Annotated in this window: 15 protein-coding genes; 12 read left to right on the forward strand and 3 right to left on the reverse strand. The window is 41.3% G+C overall.

Going from position 1 to position 18,993, the window contains the following annotated elements; all coding sequences use genetic code 11:
* Positions 1 to 308 precede the first annotated feature (308 nt).
* The 7 genes from katE (at position 309) to FTV31_RS07590 (ending at position 7,273) form a co-directional block, all read left to right on the forward strand.
* A complete protein-coding gene (katE, locus tag FTV31_RS07560; protein ID WP_180014017.1) occupies positions 309 to 2,432 on the forward strand; it encodes a catalase HPII in 2,124 nt (707 codons plus the stop codon).
* 57 nt (positions 2,433 to 2,489) lie between these two features.
* A complete protein-coding gene (locus tag FTV31_RS07565; protein WP_034705508.1) occupies positions 2,490 to 2,699 on the forward strand; it encodes a hypothetical protein in 210 nt (69 codons plus the stop codon).
* A gap of 51 nt (positions 2,700 to 2,750) precedes the next feature.
* Complete coding sequence (locus FTV31_RS07570) at positions 2,751 to 3,734, forward strand: acyl-CoA dehydrogenase (protein ID WP_180014019.1); 984 nt, start codon at positions 2,751 to 2,753, stop codon at positions 3,732 to 3,734.
* On the forward strand, positions 3,722 to 4,507 hold the full coding sequence (locus tag FTV31_RS07575) for a PIG-L deacetylase family protein (protein ID WP_180014021.1): 786 nt from the start codon (positions 3,722 to 3,724) through the stop codon (positions 4,505 to 4,507). Before FTV31_RS07570 ends, FTV31_RS07575 begins: the two co-directional genes overlap by 13 nt.
* Positions 4,497 to 5,111 carry an SAM-dependent methyltransferase gene (locus FTV31_RS07580; protein WP_180014023.1) on the forward strand — a complete coding sequence of 205 codons (615 nt, stop codon included), beginning with the start codon at positions 4,497 to 4,499 and terminating at the stop codon, positions 5,109 to 5,111. Before FTV31_RS07575 ends, FTV31_RS07580 begins: the two co-directional genes overlap by 11 nt.
* Entirely contained in the window at positions 5,108 to 5,821 is a 714-nt protein-coding gene (locus FTV31_RS07585) for a glycosyltransferase family 2 protein (protein WP_180014025.1), read from the forward strand. The genes FTV31_RS07580 and FTV31_RS07585 overlap by 4 nt, the downstream gene beginning before the upstream one ends.
* Before the next feature lie 204 nt (positions 5,822 to 6,025).
* Positions 6,026 to 7,273 carry an MFS transporter gene (locus tag FTV31_RS07590; RefSeq protein ID WP_180014028.1) on the forward strand — a complete coding sequence of 416 codons (1,248 nt, stop codon included), beginning with the start codon at positions 6,026 to 6,028 and terminating at the stop codon, positions 7,271 to 7,273.
* Positions 7,274 to 7,303: 30 nt separating this feature from the next.
* Here the strand turns inward: FTV31_RS07590 and FTV31_RS07595 are convergent, their stop codons facing one another.
* The 3 genes from FTV31_RS07595 to FTV31_RS07605 all read right to left on the reverse strand — a co-directional run bounded on the left by FTV31_RS07595 (position 7,304) and on the right by FTV31_RS07605 (position 10,336).
* Positions 7,304 to 8,737, reverse strand: a complete 1,434-nt coding sequence (locus tag FTV31_RS07595) for a trehalose-6-phosphate synthase (RefSeq protein ID WP_180014030.1) — start codon at positions 8,735 to 8,737, stop codon at positions 7,304 to 7,306.
* Entirely contained in the window at positions 8,730 to 9,575 is an 846-nt protein-coding gene (gene otsB, locus FTV31_RS07600; RefSeq protein ID WP_180014098.1) for a trehalose-phosphatase, read from the reverse strand. The genes FTV31_RS07595 and otsB overlap by 8 nt, the downstream gene beginning before the upstream one ends.
* Positions 9,576 to 10,141: 566 nt before the next feature.
* On the reverse strand, positions 10,142 to 10,336 hold the full coding sequence (locus FTV31_RS07605) for a hypothetical protein (protein ID WP_004783113.1): 195 nt from the start codon (positions 10,334 to 10,336) through the stop codon (positions 10,142 to 10,144).
* 513 nt (positions 10,337 to 10,849) lie between these two features.
* Between FTV31_RS07605 and sbmA the strand changes: the two genes are divergently transcribed.
* From sbmA to FTV31_RS07630, 5 genes are all read left to right on the forward strand, one after another.
* On the forward strand, positions 10,850 to 12,043 hold the full coding sequence (gene sbmA / locus FTV31_RS07610) for a peptide antibiotic transporter SbmA (RefSeq protein WP_180014032.1): 1,194 nt from the start codon (positions 10,850 to 10,852) through the stop codon (positions 12,041 to 12,043).
* A 618-nt stretch (positions 12,044 to 12,661) separates the two neighbouring features.
* Positions 12,662 to 13,645: a hypothetical protein gene (locus FTV31_RS07615; RefSeq protein WP_180014034.1), complete on the forward strand. Its 984-nt coding sequence runs from the start codon at positions 12,662 to 12,664 to the stop codon at positions 13,643 to 13,645.
* A 481-nt stretch (positions 13,646 to 14,126) separates the two neighbouring features.
* Complete coding sequence (locus tag FTV31_RS07620) at positions 14,127 to 16,097, forward strand: M13 family metallopeptidase (RefSeq protein WP_373686980.1); 1,971 nt, start codon at positions 14,127 to 14,129, stop codon at positions 16,095 to 16,097.
* A gap of 193 nt (positions 16,098 to 16,290) precedes the next feature.
* Complete coding sequence (locus tag FTV31_RS07625; RefSeq protein WP_180014038.1) at positions 16,291 to 18,339, forward strand: M13 family metallopeptidase; 2,049 nt, start codon at positions 16,291 to 16,293, stop codon at positions 18,337 to 18,339.
* Between the two features lie 156 nt (positions 18,340 to 18,495).
* Positions 18,496 to 18,990, forward strand: coding sequence for a hypothetical protein (locus FTV31_RS07630; RefSeq protein ID WP_180014040.1), 495 nt, complete (start codon positions 18,496 to 18,498; stop codon positions 18,988 to 18,990).
* Positions 18,991 to 18,993: the final 3 nt, after the last annotated feature.

Raw genomic sequence — 18,993 nt, forward strand, 5'->3', positions numbered from 1 at the left:
AATTTTTCAAACTTTGTGATAGTTACTCGGTAAAAAAAAACTGTGTAGTTAAGAAAAATAACAGAACTGTGCCTTTATTAAACAAGCCACTACAAAGACTCAGCAATGTATTCGTCAAATCTCGTTATGTTAGGGATACAGACGAAATCAATAAAAAGATTTTCATACTCAGCAACAACTCACCGCATGCAGATAAAAGTGGAACTTTATTTTTCTGTAAAAACGTCAAGATGTTGAATAAAACTCAAGCGAATTTGAGATAGGCAAAAAAAGACTTCACTAAACTCAAGATCAGCAAGGAAAATGTCATGAAAATTAAGGCGAATAGTCCAGCCACAGGTAAAAATGGTTTAGATAAGCAAAATACCAATAAAAAAAGTGAGCAGCTTGATGCATACCGTAGCGACTCAACCGAACAGACACTGACTACCAACCAAGGTGTCAAGATTTCGGATAACCAGAACAGTCTAAAAGCGGGCGTTCGTGGTGCGACTTTAATGGAAGATTTTATTCTCCGTGAAAAGATTACCCATTTTGACCATGAGCGTATTCCAGAGCGAATTGTGCATGCACGCGGTGTTGGAGCACATGGTTTTTTTGAAGCTTATCCAGGCAATGAAAAATGGACTAAAGCCGGGTTTCTAACCAATACCGGTGCCCAGACTCCAGTCTTTGTTCGATTCTCTACAGTACAAGGTCCTCGCGGTTCAGCAGATACGGTACGTGATATTCGTGGTTTTGCGACCAAGTTTTATACGGATGAAGGTAACTTTGACCTGGTGGCCAATGATGCGCCAGTGTTCTTTATTCAGGATGGCATCAAGTTCCCTGATTTTGTCCATGCGCTGAAACCTGAACCACAAACCGAGATTCCATCAGGTGCGTCAGCACATGATACTTTCTGGGACTTTGTCTCTCTTGTACCTGAATCTGCACATGCGGTGATGTGGGCAATGTCGGATCGTGCTATTCCACGTAATTTACGCTCGATTCAAGGTTTTGGGGTGCATACCTTCCGTTTGATCAATGCCGAAAATAAAGCTGTCTTTGTGAAGTTCCACTGGACGCCTAAACAAGGTTTGACACAGCTGGTATGGGATGAAGCGCAAAAACTGGCAGGTAAGGATCCGGATTTCCATCGTCGTGACCTGTATGAAGCGATTGCTTCCGGTAATTACCCGGAATGGGAATTAGGCGTACAGATTGTTCCTGAAGAAGATGAGATGAAATTTGATTTTGACTTGCTGGATGCAACCAAAATCATTCCGGAAGAACTGGTTCCAGTGACTCCAATTGGCCGTATGGTGTTGAACCGTAATGTTGATTATTTCTTCGGTGAAACTGAGCAGGTTGCTTTCTGTCCAGGTCACGTGGTTCCTGGTATTGACTTTACCAACGACCCGCTACTACAGGCACGACTGTTCTCTTATACAGATACTCAACTAAGCCGCTTGGGTGGTCCAAACTTCCATCAGATTCCAATTAATAAGCCGGTGTGCCCATTCCATAACAATCAGCGTGATGGTCTGCATCAACGTCTTATTCACACGGGACAGGCCAACTACGAACCAAACTCGATTGATGATAACTGGCCGGCTGAAGCGCCAGGTGCGACTCAGGCAGGTGGTTTCGAAAGCTATCAGGAACGTATTGACGGTCATAAAATCCGCCAGCGTAGTGAGTCTTTTAATGATCACTTCACTCATGCCCGCTTATTCTATCAAAGCCAGGCACCGCATGAGCAGAAGCATATTATTGATGCCTATGTCTTCGAACTAAGTAAAGTACAGCGCCAAAATATCCGTGAACGTGAAGTTCTCGAAGTGCTGTGCAATATTGACTTGACGCTGGCTCAACAGGTCGCGGATCAATTGGGTATTGAAATCCCAGCTGAGAAAAAAGCCGCAAAACTGCCTGATGTTCTGGTTTCTAAGCGTCTGTCTTTTGAAGCGTTTAAACCTGCCGATATTAAGGCACGTAAAATCGCGATTCTCGCACATGACAAAGCCAATGAAGCCAGTATTAAAGCTGTACAGGCTTGGGCTGAATCAGAGAGTGCTGTGGCTGATGTTTTAACACCTCGTCCAGGACCAGTTCTGAGCCAGCAAGGTACAGTGATCCCATCTGATGGTATGCAGAAAGCTGAACCGTCGATTGCCTATGATGCTGTAGTTATTGTCGATGGCGATAACTATGACATGGTGCTGAAAGATGGTATCGCGACTCACTATCTGCTTGAGGCTTATAAGCATCTGAAACCGATTGTCTTCCTGGGAGATAAAGGTCAGCTAATTGAAGATCTAAAACTGATCAGTGATGAAGGTACTTTAGCAAATTCTCAATTCGATACTGTGCAAGATAGCTTCAAGACCTTGATCATGAATCACCGTGTTTGGGCGCGTGAATTGATCTCAGAAACTATTCCTGCATAAATACCATGAGAATAGAAGCTTCGGCTTCTATTCTCTATTTCAAGGAATAAAACTTTTATGGCGAGACCAGATCCTAAAAAATTACTGGCACAGATGCAAAATGCGCAATGGAGCAGGGAGCAGGATATTTATCTGATCGAACATAACCATCTACCTATGAGTCAACTTAGAGAACAATTGCCTTTTAGTGAAGAAGAAATTATGGCACGCCGTAAGGTACTAGGACTAATGACCCGTTTAAAACAGATGAAAAGACTTTTTCCTTAGCTGGCTTTCATCAAATGACCACAATATCGATATTTTTGAGGAAGCACTTTTATGGACCTCAGTTCAATATTAGAAAGATTTAAAAATTCATCATTAGAACCTAAAGAAAATATTCAAATGACTTTGAAGGAACTGGTGCAACTTTCGGATCAGGTTCCTTTTCCTGCATCAGGGGAAACTTTAAAACGCTGGCAAATTTTAAGCCAGATCTCGGCAACCAATTTAAGTCTGGGTAAAATATTTGAGTCGCATCTGGATGCACTCGCAATTCTGCATGAATTAAATATTCCGGCAAATCCTCATCAGCTCTGGGCAGTCTGGGCAGCAGAAGGAGGGCCTCAACCATTGCAGCTGGATGAAGGCAAGCTGACTGGCATCAAAACCTGGTGTTCCGCTTCGAGCTGGGTAGAGTCAGGTTTACTGACGTATCGGGATGAACAAAATCGCTCTCAATTGCTAATTGTAGATATGCAGCAGCCTGGTATTCAGCATGACCATACTGTCTGGCAAGCTTTGGGAATGCAGCATACGTCCACGGCTCAACTGGAATTTAATCAGGTCCCTGTCAAAAAAGTTGCCGATCCACATGCTTATCTGGATCGGGTGGGATTCTGGCATGGAGCAGCAGGCGTTGCCGCTTGCTGGTATGGTGCGACAGTAGCTCTTGCTGAATATCTGCAGCAGGAACAGTTAAGAAAACCACATATGTATAAAGCCATGTATCTGGGTGAAATCAGCCGTGATCTTTTAGCTACTCAGGCTTTGTTCTATCGGGTTGCAGAATTGATAGACAAGCAACCTAAATTTCCTCATCAACTTCAGATTCAGGCTTTGCGCGCGCAGGTTGAAGCTACTGCATTAAATGTACTCAACCAGGTTGGAAAAGCGCTTGGCGCAGCGCCTTATTGTACCAATTCTTATTTTGCCCAGCTCGCAGCAGATCTGCCGGTATTTATCCGTCAAAGCCATGCTGCTTTTGATCTTGAGCGTATTGGAGAACTAAGCGCACAGGAGGAAGAACTATGGGCACTTTAAAACATGAGGTTGTCGAAGATCGTGTGATCCATGGGGAGGGGACACGGGTGGAAGAATGGCGTAACTGCGAAATACTGCAACAGATGTCAGAATTTGATATTTCCAGTGTAATTCCTGCAGATGCCAGAGTCTGTATTGTGGCACCGCATCCGGATGATGAAATTCTGGGATGTGGCGGAATGATGCAACGTCTGGATAAACTCGGCTATAAGATTGTACTGTTTGCAGTGACTAATGGTACGGCCAGTCATCCCGGTTCGAGTCTGTATACGCCAGAAGAATTGAACCAGATTCGTCCAGCAGAAACGCGTCAGGCTCTGGAAGAATTGTCCCTAGTACAGCCAGTTCTTCGGATTGCTTTGGATATTCAGGATGGGAAAGTGGCTGAGCAGCGAAATTTGCTCAAACAGCAATTGCATTCATATTTACAGCCTAATGATGTATTGGTCACGACTTTTGTTCATGATGGGCATCCAGACCATGAAATAACCGGGCAGGTCGTCCAACAACTCGCGACTGAGTTACAGTTACCTTATATTCAGGTTTTAATCTGGGCGTGGCACTGGGCCACACCAAGAGATACCCGAATTCCGTGGACGGTTGCGCACAAACTCAGTCTGACAGATGAAGAATTAAAATGTAAAGCCCGAGCTGCACGATGTTTCAAAAGTCAGATTGAGAATGACCCGACGACAGAACAGGCACCGATTGTCCCTGAACATGCATTGGAGCGTGTTTTACAGCCATGGGAGGTTTATCTGTATGAACAGTAAATCAACCTATGATCATGCCTATTTTGATGCTCTGTATGCCCTGAACCAGGGAGATCCATGGCATTATGAACAGCGCTGGTATGAACAACGTAAACGTCAAATTTGTAAAGCGCTCTTGACCAAACTGCATTTTGAATCTGCCATAGAAATCGGTTGCAGTAATGGCATGTTAAGTCAGGAACTAGCTCTTCATACCGGAGAACTCATCTGTCTGGATGCCAATACGACAGCGATCCGGCTGGCACAACAACGCCTGCAAGATTATTCTCATGTCAGTTTTGTCCAAGGCGTTGTTCCGGAAGACTTGCCAGAGCGTAAATTCCAGCTAATTGTGCTGAGTGAAGTCTTATATTATCTGGATCAGGCCGCTTTAGAGAAATTGACCCACTGGCTGCAGCACGCCCTTGATGCAGAAGGCTGTATTCTGGCTTGTCACTGGCGAGCACCGATTTCTGGTTTTAGCTTTACTGGTGATGATATTCATGAGTATCTAAATACTCATCTGCCTTATAAAAAATGTTCACAACTTCAGGAACCTGATTTTCTAATTGATGTCTGGATAAATAGCCCACAGTCTGTGGCAGAGCAAGAGGGCCTTAAATGAATAAAATTGGCGTGGTCATTCCTGCCTGTAATGAAGAAGCCTATATAGAACGCTGCCTGCTGGCCTTAAAAAAAGCACAATTTGAATTTTATCAATACCTTGGTTCATCAGGAAATATTCCCGAGATTAAGATTTTAGTTGTCTTAGACAGTTGTACCGATCAAACCGCGATCAAGGCCAGACAATTAGGTATAGAAACCATCAGTTGTAACTTTCGTTCGGTGGGTAAGACTCGTCATTTAGGAATTCAAAAAGTAATTGAACAAGGATGCGACTGGATCTGTTGTACCGATGCAGATTCATGTGTCCAGGAAGACTGGTTCAAGGTCATGTGGCAGCACCAACCCACTGAAGTAATTTGTGGGGTCGTTGATGTCGATGAATGGAAAAATTTAAGTCTGGAAGCCCGACTGAAATATTTAGGCCACTATCAGGATAAAATGGATCATCGACATATTCATGGTGCAAATTTATGTTTTAAAACAAGTATATATAATGATTTTAATGGGTTTCGCCAGCTAGATTGTCATGAAGATGTCGACTTTGTTCGCCGTTTACAACAGGCAGGAGTCGACATTACCTGGTCCAATCAATTGAGGGTAGCGACCAGTAGTCGACTACAATCAAAAGTTGCTGAAGGTTTCGCCTGTTTTTTACAAAATCTTGAGTTACAGGAAGCAATGAAAAAACCGATTAGCGTATACAAATAAAACTATAAAATTATAAATTTTATACAATCAATTACTTGTAAAAAATTTAAAAATTCATTTCTAAAAGCTATTTCATTTAGAAAAATTCTGTTTATAATTCACACAAATTAAGCCCTGCTACTTATATTTTTCAGCTATAAGTTCGCGGGGTTTTTCTATGGATGATCGGTAATGGATGCCTGAGCTCTTTCTTTTGGAATGACAATGTTAAATTCACAGCTAATTTCTCGTCTTCAGTCTCCATCACCGTATCTCTGGCAGAAAATCGCCACTGCACTGTGCTTTTTTAGTCTAGGTTTTAGTACAGCTGCCTGGGCGCCATTAATTCCTTATGCACAGCAGCGCTTATTGCTGAACCATGCTGACTTTGGTTTACTTTTGCTATGTGCTGGAGTTGGCTCAATGCTGGCCATGCCATTGGCAGGTCGTATGGCGAGCAAGTTTGGTTGCCGTACAGTACTGGCTGTTATTTTGGCTGCATTTCTGTTCATCTTGCCAGCACTAGCGATTAGTCCTACCAGCTTGATGATGGCAATTACCTTGTTTTTCTTTGGTGCCAGTGCAGGCGCTTTGGGTGTAACCGTAAATATTCAGGCTGCCCAGATCGAAAAACTTATGGATAAAAGCTTGATGTCTGGTTTCCATGGCGTATGTAGCTTGGGTGGTCTGGTTGGTGTATTGGGCATGACCACGTTAATGGGATTTGGTCTGGCACCTTTAACTGGCGCACTGGTCGTAAGTGTGATGTTGCTTGCGATTGCGATGCTGGCAATTCCATTCTGCTTAGGTAGTCAGTCATCAACTACAGAAGAAACTAATACAGCTACAGCAAAACCTGCGAAAAAAGCGCTACCAACATTCGCAATTTTAGGTATTGGCCTGATCTGTTTTGTATCCTTCTTGTCTGAAGGTGCAGCAATGGACTGGAGCGGTATTTATCTGGCAACCCAGTTTAATGTACCTGCAGCGCATACCGGTTTGGCTTATAGTTTCTTTGCTGGCTTGATGGTACTTGGACGTTTTAGCGGTCATCTCATTATTCAAAGTTTGGGTGAAAAAACCACTATTTTATTAAGTGCTTTACTGGCTGCAGCAGGCTTATTCATGGTGATCTTTGCACCAGTATGGCAAGTCGTTTTAACTGGTTATGCGATCTTGGGTCTAGGTAGTGCCAACATCGTTCCGTTAATGTTTTCTCGTGCAGGCCGCCAAAAATCTATGGCTTCTCATGTAGCATTATCTTATGTATCGGTATTTGCTTATACCGGTTCATTGATCGGACCAGCCCTGGTAGGTTTCGGTAGTGAAATTATTGGCTTACGTTTAGTGTTTACTGTCATCGCAGTTGCTTTAATGAGCATTGTAATCCTGAACCATCTGACTGCCGGTCACAAAGAATCAGAAAAAGCAGAAGGTCTTATTGCTGGCCTAGACCACAAAACACCAGCATAAAGCTGGTGTTTTTTTATGGGCTTTCAGACTTTAAGCATGCATATTGAACTGGGTCGAAATGCCTTTGGCCACTGGTCGATAAATTCGCAGGCTTTGTGATTTTTTCAGGTCACACAGGAACTGATCACGCCAGCGAATGATATCGAAATTCTTCAAGCCTTGTTGTAAATAGCGGTAACGTTCCAAACGTTCCGACTTAGGCATACGCAAGGCTCTTTTCAAGGCTTTGGCCATACTGTCCTGATCATAAGGATCGACTAGTAAGGCTTCTTTCATTTGCTCGGCAGCCCCGGCATATTTAGACAGAATCAGTACGCCTGGATCTAATGGATCTTGCGCAGCAATATATTCCTTAGCCACCAGATTCATCCCGTCACGGATTGAATTCACCCAGCAAATATCTGCCTTACGGTAGAGCTGCATCAGGGCTTCATGCCCCAAAGTGTCATAGCTACAGTCAAAAGGCAGCCAGTTTGCATTGCCATGCTGATGGTTTAAATTCTGCACTGCGGCCTGGAACTGTTCATAGAGTTTTTTATAGCTGTTCACATCTAGTCGACATGGGCAGGCAATCTGTAACTGCTGGAACTGATTTTTAAATTCAGGCTGTTCATCCAGCAACTCCTGGAATGCATGAATTTTCTCCAGCAGCCCTTTACTGTAATCAATCCGGTCAACAGAAATGATGGTCTTATGGGCATGTGCTTTATCCAGATCAAAGGGCAGGTCAGTGACTTGGCTCTCAGCAGCCTGCTTCTGAATCTGCGCCGGGTGTACACCGATTGGATAAGCTTTCACATAAATCCGTTTAGACTGATAACTCAGGATTTCATCATTGCGATGCTGGATATTTAATACCTGTTCCAAGAAGTCAATACAGTTGGCCTGATCGCGTGGAGTTTGCAGACCGATGACATCAAAATCTCCCAGATGTCTGGCCAGTTCCTGATAAGGAGGCAGCGTTTGCCAAAGTTTCAGTTCTGGGAAAGGAATATGCAGGAAGAACCCAATCCGGTTGCGCATACCTAATTTACGACAGTAATGCGCAACACTCAGAAAATGATAATCATGAATCCAGATGATGTCATGCGGTGAAGCCACCTGTTTCAGGTGTTTGGCAAAACGCAAATTGACATCTTTATAGGTTTTAAAATCCTGCGGTTGATATTCGACACGTTGATGCTGGTCATGCATTAACGGCCATAAGGCATTATTAGAAAAGCCGCAATAATAACCCTGGTACTGGGCTTCGCTCAGTGCACTGGTATGATATTCCACATTCTGATGTTTCAGAATCTGAAATTTCTGTTCCTTGTTCTGGTCAACTCTGGAGCCATTCCATCCAACCCAGATACCGCCTATATCTTGCAATGCGTCCTGCAATGCAACAGCCAATCCACCAGCCTTCATACTTTCTGGGTTAGGTAGATTCACACGGTTTGATAACACAATGAGTTTAGACATGTGATTTCTCCAATCGTTGTTGTTCTTGTACTTCAATTACATTTAAAAATTCTTTCAGGAAGGCCTGAACTTGAGAGACATTTTCCAGTCTGTACCGTGCCAGGGTCTGGCCAGGGCCTACTTTGATTGAGCAGCCGTGAAGGGTATTGATGACCTTGAATCCGGCTTCATCGGTCAGGTCATCACCGATAAACATGGGATAATGATCAGTGAGATGGTATTGCTGAATAATCTGTTGAATCGCTGAACCTTTATTGGCACCTTTGGGCACCAGCTCAAAAACATACTTGCCAGCTTTTAACTCAAAGTCTGAAAACTGGTTGAGACACTCCAGCGCAAAGGCATGCACATGATTTTCGAGTTGAGGATGTTCACGAAAATGTAGCGCAACAGAATAATCTTTGACTTCTATCCGAAAATCAGAGATTTGAACTGCCTGTTCCTGAATATATTGTTTTAGGGCTTGTAGCTGTGGCTTATTTAAAGAGATTAATGTCTTTAAATCAGCTTGATAGATTAATTCCAGACCATGTGATCCAGCGATATTCCATTGCAGAGGATGAATAAGTTTTTGAGCTTGTAAAATAGAACGACCAGTAACTAATATCAGCTGAATATATTGTTGTAAATTTTCCAATATATTTATAATTTCAGGTTGAATTATACTTTTATCTGGATCTGGGTGAAATTCAGAGATTGTTCCGTCAATATCAAGAAATAAAACAACCTGGTCTGAGTCCATATTCAGGTTGCAATCATTTAAAATCATCTTTGGCGATATATAAAAAGATGAGCTAGATGAATCTTCTAAATCTTGTTCCCTATGTATGCCTGACATAAATCCACCTAAGTACATGATATAAAATAGATTAAAATTTAGAGTTAAACTGTGTGATTTTTAATCTAATTAGTTTTATAACATATTCTATTTTTTAAAATGGCTTTAGGCGCAGAAAAGAAACACTTTTGACATGTAAAGTTACTTTGTAAAATTTGGAAATATTCAGTAGGAAAGGTTGATATTCTTTGTATATTTGTAAAATAATTTTTCAGTGATTTTTAATATATTAATAATGATATGTAAGGTATTGCATATTAAGTAATTCAGTAAGTTTAATTGCTATAAATAAGATTCTTTTGATTATTTAATGTAAAAAATGGTTTTGATTTATATTTCTAAAAATTAATTTATTTGCTTCCTATTAAATAATAGGCATTAAATTAGAAATATTAAAAAACACATTTAATATAAAATAGAAATATAGCGCAGCCTATTAATTTTTTATTAGGGCCAATTTTGAAAGGAAGGATAAATTATAAAATCTTGGTGCTACAAAGAAGAGAGAGGGTTATATCGTTGAGAGACTAGGTAGACATAACCCTATGAAGAAGAAGGCCGAGTGCTTATAGCTCTCTCCAGACATCGTTCTCATCTTTCAATGGAATAGTAAAGTTAAAGTCATCATCATTACTGACCAAAAGACTGGTAGGGGTTTGCATCACAACTTTTAAAACAGTACCAGCTTCAAAAATAATCGGGTGACAGTTTTCCTTTTCCAAGGTCACTGGCTTAAGTAATTCAATCACTGAACTTTCCATATTTTTATTCCCAAATATTGATACTTCGCTGTTTTTTAATCTTAACATGATTTTTGCAAATTTAACTAATTTTTGAAAAACCGAGACATAAGTCAACAAGTCGGTCAATTTTTCTTAAAAAGCGCTTAAGCCAGTAAATTAAAGGAGTAGAGATTAAGATTTAATTTTCAAACGATTTGTATTTCTTAAACTCGAACATTTTTAATCTATTTACCGACGAAAAGAAGAGAAAGAGACAAACGGCGCCAAATAGTAAATCTAGCGCAATATCTGCTTGTCACTTTTTGACAGGCCAGTCATGATCTTCTCCATTATATTGCGTAAGTTATGCGCTAATATTAAAGCAAGAATCATATAATCTGATATCAATTTGGCTTTAGCGATTTTGTGTTTGTATGTAATTTTTTACATTGAATTGCAAATTTATGCTGCAGTTCGTTGAAAGTCTGAAAATAAGAATAAACTGTGCGTCATTTGGATGACCCGTACATCTATAAGGAGAATTAAGCCCCAATGTTTAAGTCATTTTTTCCACAACCAGTGTGGTTTTTTAGTAGTCTGGTGCTGTGGTTTCTGATCAATCTTGGCCTTTGGCATAGTGGTGGATCAGGCTGGGGTGTCTATTTAGGTATGACTGAAGGTTATCATGATCTTAAAATGCCGATAGGAATCAGCCGTTTCTGGACGCCAAAATTTCTCTGGTTCTATCTCTGGTTTTTTGCGAGTACTACGATATTCGCTACCTTCTGGTATTTCAAAGCGAAACATCCTTGGCAGCGCTGGTCCGTGTGGGGCTCGGCCTTTATCCTGTTCAATATCTGGTTTGGGGTGCAGGTTAATGTCGTCTTAAATGAATGGTATAGCCCGTTCTATGACCAGATCCAGAATATGCTCACCCAAGGGGGCGGAGATGTCAGTCTCTTATATCAAGGTGCATTGACCTTTATTTATATTGCCATGGTCTATGTCACGCTGGCGGTGTTTAACCTGTTCTTTGTTAGTCATTATGTATTTCGCTGGCGTACGGCAATGAATGACTACTATACGGCGCATTGGGAAAAGCTGCGTCATATTGAAGGGGCGTCACAGCGTATTCAGGAAGATACCATGCGCTTTGCCAAGACTACGGAACAGCTCAGTGTTTCGCTCATTGAATCTCTGATGCTATTAATGGCATTCCTGCCAATTCTGTATGAGTTATCGAGTCATGTAAAAGTACTGCCGATTGTCGGTGAAATACCGCATGCATTAATGTGGGCGTCGATCGGATGGGCAGTTCTGGGTACCGTGATTTTAATGATTGTCGGGATGAAACTACCTGGGCTGGAGTTCAATAATCAGAAAGTAGAAGCGGCTTATCGTAAAGAACTGGTTTATGGTGAAGATTATGCCGATCGTGCTCACCCGCTCACCTTGCAAGAACTGTTTAGCCGGGTCCGTAAGAATTATTTCCGCCTATATTTCCACTATGCCTATTTCAATATGGTCCGCATCTGGTATCTGCAATTGGATAATATTTACGGATTATTTATTTTGTTTCCAAGTATTGCCGCGGGTGCGATTACACTGGGTTTAATGATGCAGATCCTGAATGTTTTTGGTAAGGTTCGTGAATCGTTCCAGTACCTGATTTTATCTTGGCCTACAATTATTGAACTGCTCTCTATCTATAAACGTTTGAAAGCATTTGAATCCCATCTCGATTAATTTTTTCTTATATTTATCGACAATTTTAAAAGCCAGACCATCATAGGTCTGGCTTTTTTATTGATTAATTTTTATTCAAAATCAAATTGAAAATTACGATCTGTAGAGGTGCGAAAAAAATAGGATGAGTGGTACCCAAACATCCCAATATTAGGGTATTCAAGCTATTTTTTCTTGTCTAGAATTTTAAAAGCCAGCCAGGGTGGTGTTTAATTTCTAACAATATGGCGTATAAAAACAATTAGTGTACGTAAAGGAAATTATTCAAACTATAATCTCATTCAGTCAGCGATAGAGAGCATAATTGCCGTTATCATCCATGATAATAATATCTCTAATTTTTGTTGAATGAGTAACCGGAGAACTGATCTGTTTCTTCGGTTTTTTTATATCTTTTTTTCTACTGCTCTATCTTCTAATTGGCGAATAATCCAGCGTATTTACTGGCTTGGAGAATGTTAATTCGATCAATTTATCCGGCTATAAGCTAGATGGATTAGGCATTCTATTTCCTATTTTTAGTGATAGGTCTCGCTATATTTTTATATTTATCAATCTGTTGAGATTGTTGTTTTAGCACATTTGCTATATGTTATAGAGGCCTGGGGGAGATAAGCAGTGAAGCTAAAATTAATAATTCCAACAATATGTGTAGCAAGTCTGGCTGGATGTAACAGTATTCAGCAAATGAAATCAGATATGCAGCATCCTTATGCAAGTCCTCAAGAACTGATCGTTAAAAGAAACCTGAATCAGGCTGACGGTTCGGCAAAAGAATATGTTTATTCATGGGAAAAATCCAAGCAGCATTTAGAGCCACAATCCCTCTATCCACGAACCACTTTAAGCCAGTACTGTCATGAACGGGGCGGCAAGTTTTCTCTGTTATACAAAAGCCAGTTGGCTTCAGTAAAAGATTCTGCCCAGAAAAACCGTCTAAGCAAAAACCGTTATGTCACCCAAGGCATTGGTGCTTATCAATGTACGATGCCTCAAGGGCAAAACTGGATTGTTTCTATTGAGCCGATTTCTGAACGTCAGCCAGAAAAAAATAATACTACCCGTGTAGTCCGGATCCTGAGCAAACTTCAAAGCTCGGCTGAAGCGCGTCATTTCTATCAGGGCCATAAGGCTACGGCTAAGTCTAATAAAATTGCTGAAAAGAATGCGGCCAAAACCTCAGTCAAAGATGAGAAAAAGGAGGTAGATAAAAAAGAAGCCGATAAGAAAGAGATAAAAATCCCTGCTGTTGAACCGGCAGTGATTGCTGTTCCCGCTGCTCGTACAAGTAGTATCGAAACGCCACAACAGCAGCAGATGAAACTGTATGTAGCTGCACGCCGTGATATCAATAGCGGTAAGAACCTGAACAATGCCTGTAATAATGCCCAGCGTGCCTATAACTATGGCAAATTACAGGGTACAGAAGGAACACGTGTCTATACTGAATCGGGCATGTTAGTGGCACGCTGTTTAAGCAGTATTCCAGTCTATGCCAACCGTATTCCAAATTCCAAGGTTCAGGCCAAACGAGTACTGCAGAATCTGGCCACCAACTATAACCATACTGGGGCAAAGAATCAGTTGCGGCAGTTAAAATAAGTCTATTGTTTTCACATTCAGTTTGATCATTTATTTGGCAAAGTAGATGCACATGAAAAGTCATCTACTTTAAGTATTGGTGATATTTAAAAAAGTATTTCTTAAGCATAGCAGAACTTAAAAATAATATTTTTCTTTTGAAGATCAATGATAAAAGATAAATAGTTATTCTGTTGATAGGAATAAAAATTAATTATTATTAGGTTGCAAATTGAACCTTATTTCAGAGTGAATCTCCCATCGCCATCTCAGATTTTCTCTTCTATCTCTCTTGTTAAATACAAGCCCATTCAACGGCATATTCTAGAAATTATTGGTATATCTTTTGCTTAAAAATTATCAGTTTTGTGCTTATGGACTGAGCAAGAAAAACTAATTGATTTTTAACATACACAATAATGAGATTTATCGCTTGAGAAAACATATTTTAAGTCATTTGATTCTTGTGGGTGCATTTCTACATTCGTCTGTGAGTTATGCAGTGAGTACAACTTCATTAAAATCGGCAATTGATCTGAATGCGATTGATCGGACGGTTGATCCAAAGCAGGATTTTTATCAATTCGTGAATGGAAACTGGCTGAAAACCGCAAAGATTCCAGAAGATCAGGCATTGTCGGGTGCATTTGCTGAAGTGAGTATGAAATCAACCCAGCAGTTATTTGACATTTTTAATGAGCTGGCTAAAAAACAGTATCCGCAAGGTAGCAATGAACAAAAGGTCGCAGATCTCTATGCCAGTTATATGGATACCGATCGGCTGGAACAACTTGGGCTTGAGGCATTGCAACAAGACCTGCAGCGGATTGAAAGTATCAAGACCAAAAAAGATCTGGCAGAGTTTTTTGCCTATGCGGAAAAAATCAATCTGAATTTGCCATTCTCTACCCGTTTTTATCAGGACCGTAAAGCTTCTTCCAAGGCGATGATGTATGTAGGGCAAGGTGGTTTGGGAATGCCTGATCGTGATTTTTACCTGAGTGAGCAGCCTCGACAACAGGAAATTCGCAATACTTATCTGCTTTATATCGCCAATACCCTGAATTTTGCCGGTCAGCCTAAGCCGATTGAAGATGCTCGCACTATCCTGGCTTTGGAAAAGGCACTGGCAAAAATTAGCTGGTCCGCTGTGGAGCTGCGCAATGATGAGGTGAGAACCTATCTCATTGAAATTAAAAATATTATTAAATATATGCCTTCTTTTGACTGGATGAATTATTTCTCAGAACTGGGTTTAAAAGGTGCAAGAAAAGAGGTTGCGATCTCGCAGATTAATTATTTGCGTCAGCTGGATCAGTTATGGAAGGTTGTTCCAATTGAAACCTGGCAAACCTATTTGAAATTCAACCTGATCAATAGTTATTCGCCATTTTTAACAGAAGTTTTTCAAAATCATCATTTTGAATTTTATGACAAAACACTAGAGGGTGTACAAGCACGTTCTCCACGGAATGAGTCTGCCTTGAAGCTAACTAACGGTATTTTAGGCAATGTGCTTGGCAAGCTCTATGTAGAAAAGCACTTTAATGAAAGCCAGCGCCCAGCGATGCTGGAAATGGTAGAAAACGTCCGTAAAGCCTTTCATCTGAAACTGGATCAGGCAGACTGGATGGGTTCGGATACCAAAAAACAAGTGCGGCATAAACTGGATAGCATCAATATCAAAATAGGCTATCCGAAAACATGGCGAGATTATTCAGCCCTAGAGATTCGTAAGGATGATCTGATTGGGAATATCCAGCGGACCCGGCTGTTCAATTACCAGCGTGAACTGGATAAGGTGGGAGAACCGATCGATCCAGAAGCCTGGCACATGTCGCCACAAACAGCCAATGCTTACTATAACGTCAAGCTGAATGAAATCGTATTACCTGCGGCCATCTGGCAGGCACCATTTTATTATGATGATAGTCATGATCCTGCAGTGAATTATGGTGCCATCGGGGCTGTTATCGCACATGAAATTAGCCACGGTTTTGACGATAGAGGAAGCCGCTTTGATGCCAAAGGCAAGGGTGAAGAAACCTGGAACGAGCGCGACCGAAAGAAGTTCAATGAACGCACCAAAGCCTTAGTCGAGCAATATAAACAATATGAAGCTCTGCCAGGGCATAAGGTGAATGCGGAATTAAATAAAAGTGAAAATATCTCTGACAACCTAGGCTTAGGGATCGCTCATATGGCCTACAAGTTATCACTCAAGGGTCAGCCAGCACCCGTCATTGATGGCTTTAGTGGAGATCAGCGTTTTTATATGGGTTGGGCACAAGTCTGGCGTAGCAAAAGTAATCCTGAATATCTGTTAAATAGCCTAAACCTTGCCAACCATGCACCCGGTCATGTACGTGGCAATGGCGCTGTCCGTAATCAGCAAAGTTTCTATGAAGCTTTTGGGATTAAAGAAGGGGACAAGATGTATTTATCACCTGAAAAACGAATCTCCATCTGGTAACAAGTTTTAAAAAACAGGTCTGTTTATCTGAAAAGAGACAGGCCTATTTTTTTATCTAAACGACCAGCAGGCAGAGCCAAGACCAGTTTAAAAATTGGCATATATGCTGCTTATAAAGATTTAAGTGTTTGATTATCAGGTCAACACGTATTGATAAATTCAACTGCGCAGTGAAGCGCGAGGATAGCAAGCTTTGAAAATTTTTCTAAAAACCGCATTGGTAAGTGCTTTATTAGCCGTTTCCTCTGCAAATTATGCTTCAGATCAAACCGCTATTGCAGCACTTGGCTCGGGGATTCATCTTCAACATTTTGATAAAACAATCGCACCACAACAGGACTTCTATCAGCATGTAAATGGGCACTGGTTAGAGCATGAGGAAATCCCGGCTGATATGCCAAACTGGGGCGCATTCACGATTTTGCGTGAAAACTCGACCCAGCAATTACATGACATTGTAGAAGAGCTGGCGAAAACCAAATCGGATTATGGCAGCAATGAGCAGAAAGTGGGGAGCTTATATGCCAGCTTTATGGATACGGAAACTTTAAATGCAAAAGGTATCCAGCCGCTAAAAGCAGATATCGCCAAAATTGATGCCATGAAAAGCAAAAAAGATTTCACTTTGTTGCTTGCAGACTATGCAAAAAACCGTGTCAGTACACCTTTTGAATTTGGCGTGATTCCTGACTTGAAAAAGTCTGATCAAATGGCGGTGTTTTTGGGTCAAAGTGGTTTAGGTTTACCGGATCGTGACTACTATTTAAAAGACGATGAAAAACTGAAAAGTGCCCGTGAAACTTATGTTAAACATATTGCTAAGCTGTTGACGCTCTCGGGTGAAACAGAAGCAGATGCGGCTGCACATGCACAATCTATCCTGAACTTAGAAACTGAAATTGCCAAAATTCAGTGGGATAATGTGCAGAACCGTAATCTCGAAAAAATGTATAACGTCTATACATTAAAAGACGTCAAAAGCCTGGTGCCAGAATTTGACTGGAAAACCTATTTTAAAGCGACGGGTTTAGATAAAAAAACCAAAACTGTGATTGTGGCGCAAAAAAGTTATTTTGAAGATTTAAACAAGATTTTAAGCAGCACACCCCTCGATGTATGGCAAACCTATTTCAAATTCCATCTGATTGATGGCGCTGCACCTTACTTAAGCCAGGAATTTGCTGATGCAAACTTTGAAATGTACAGCAAAACCTTACGCGGTGTGACCGAGCAACGGGTACGCTGGAAACGTGGGGTTGATATGACTAATGCCGTACTCGGTGAAAGTCTGGCACAAGTCTATGTCGCAAAACATTTCCAGCCTGAACAGAAACAGCGTATGGAAAAACTGGTAGAAAACCTGTTGCTGGCATTTGAACAGAATCTGGAAAAACTGGACTGGATGGGTGCAGAAACCAAAGCACAGGCACACCGTAAGCTGAAAAGCTTTAGAGTAAAAATTGGCTATCCAAATAAATGGCGTGACTATAGCAAGCTGGAAATTAAAGATGGCGACCTGATTGGTAATCTGCGTCGTACCAACAGTTTCAATTATGACATTGCGCTGGATAAGTTGGGGAAACCGGTTGATCGTGAAGAATGGCATATGCTGCCGCAAACGGTAAATGCTTATTACAACCCGATGGGCAATGAAATTGTTTTCCCTGCTGCTATTTTACAGCCGCCATTCTTCGATATGAATGCTGATGATGCCGTGAACTATGGCGCAATCGGGGCAGTGATCGGGCATGAAATCAGTCATGGTTTTGATGATCAGGGTAGCCGCTTTGATGCAGATGGCAACATGAAAAACTGGTGGACCGAAGAAGACGATAAAAAATTCAAGGAAAAAACCAAAGCTCTGGTTGAGCAATATAATGCTTATGAAGCGATACCGGGCTATCACGTCAATGGCGAACTGACCTTAGGTGAAAATATTGCGGATAACTCAGGTCTGGCGATTGCCTATGAGGCTTATAAACTTTCACTGAATGGCAAGTCTGCACCGGTGATTGATGGATATACCGGAGATCAGCGTTTCTATATTGGTTGGACACAGGCATGGCGTGCCAAAGTTCGTCCGGAACTGGCATTGCAGCTGTTAAAAACAGACCCGCATTCACCAGCAGCCATTCGTGGCCGAGCCACTTTACTTAACCAGAAACCTTTCTATGAAGCTTTTAGCGTCAAGCAAGAAGATCCAATGTATCTGGAAGAAGATAAACGGGTAAAAATCTGGTAAGTCTGATTTCCTCATTTGATTCCAAAAATCCTGACTGATGTCGGGACTTTTTTTTATCTCTCAGGTTACAGAGTTCTACAGGTTTTCTAATCTTTTACATGCTACAAAGAAACTGCATTGTTCAAGCAGTTTGAACGGGTGAAAAAGGAAAGGAATATGGGATTCAAAGCTTTATCGGGTCTTCGGGCAGTCTTTATGACTACAGCATTGCTGGGTGCAACTCAAGTTGCGACAGCCGGCCCAACAGTTGATCAGCTCAGTGACTGTTTAATGAAATCCACGACGGCCACCGATAAAGCCACAGTCTTGCAATGGACCTTTGTGGCATTGGGTAATCATCCCGATCTAAAAGCTTTTAGCAATGTTACTGCAACTCAAAAGGAAACACTCGACAGAAATTTAGCGACAGTTTTACAGCGGATTCTGGTTGAGCAATGTCCAACCCAAACCAAAGCGGTGATTCAGGCTGAAGGAGTACAAGCAGTGGGTGAAAGTTTCCAGGAGCTTGGGCAGGTCACAGGTCAGGAAATACTGAAAAATCCGGAAATCAAAAGTCAGCTGAATGGTGTACTCAAATATATCGATATGAGCAAACTGGTCACGACGTTTTTGACCCCTGACGTGTGGAATAAACTAGGCATCACCCGTTAATGG

Origin of the sequence: Acinetobacter sp. YH16031 (assembly GCF_013417335.1) — a bacterium.
Classification (GTDB): Bacteria; Pseudomonadota; Gammaproteobacteria; order Pseudomonadales; family Moraxellaceae; genus Acinetobacter.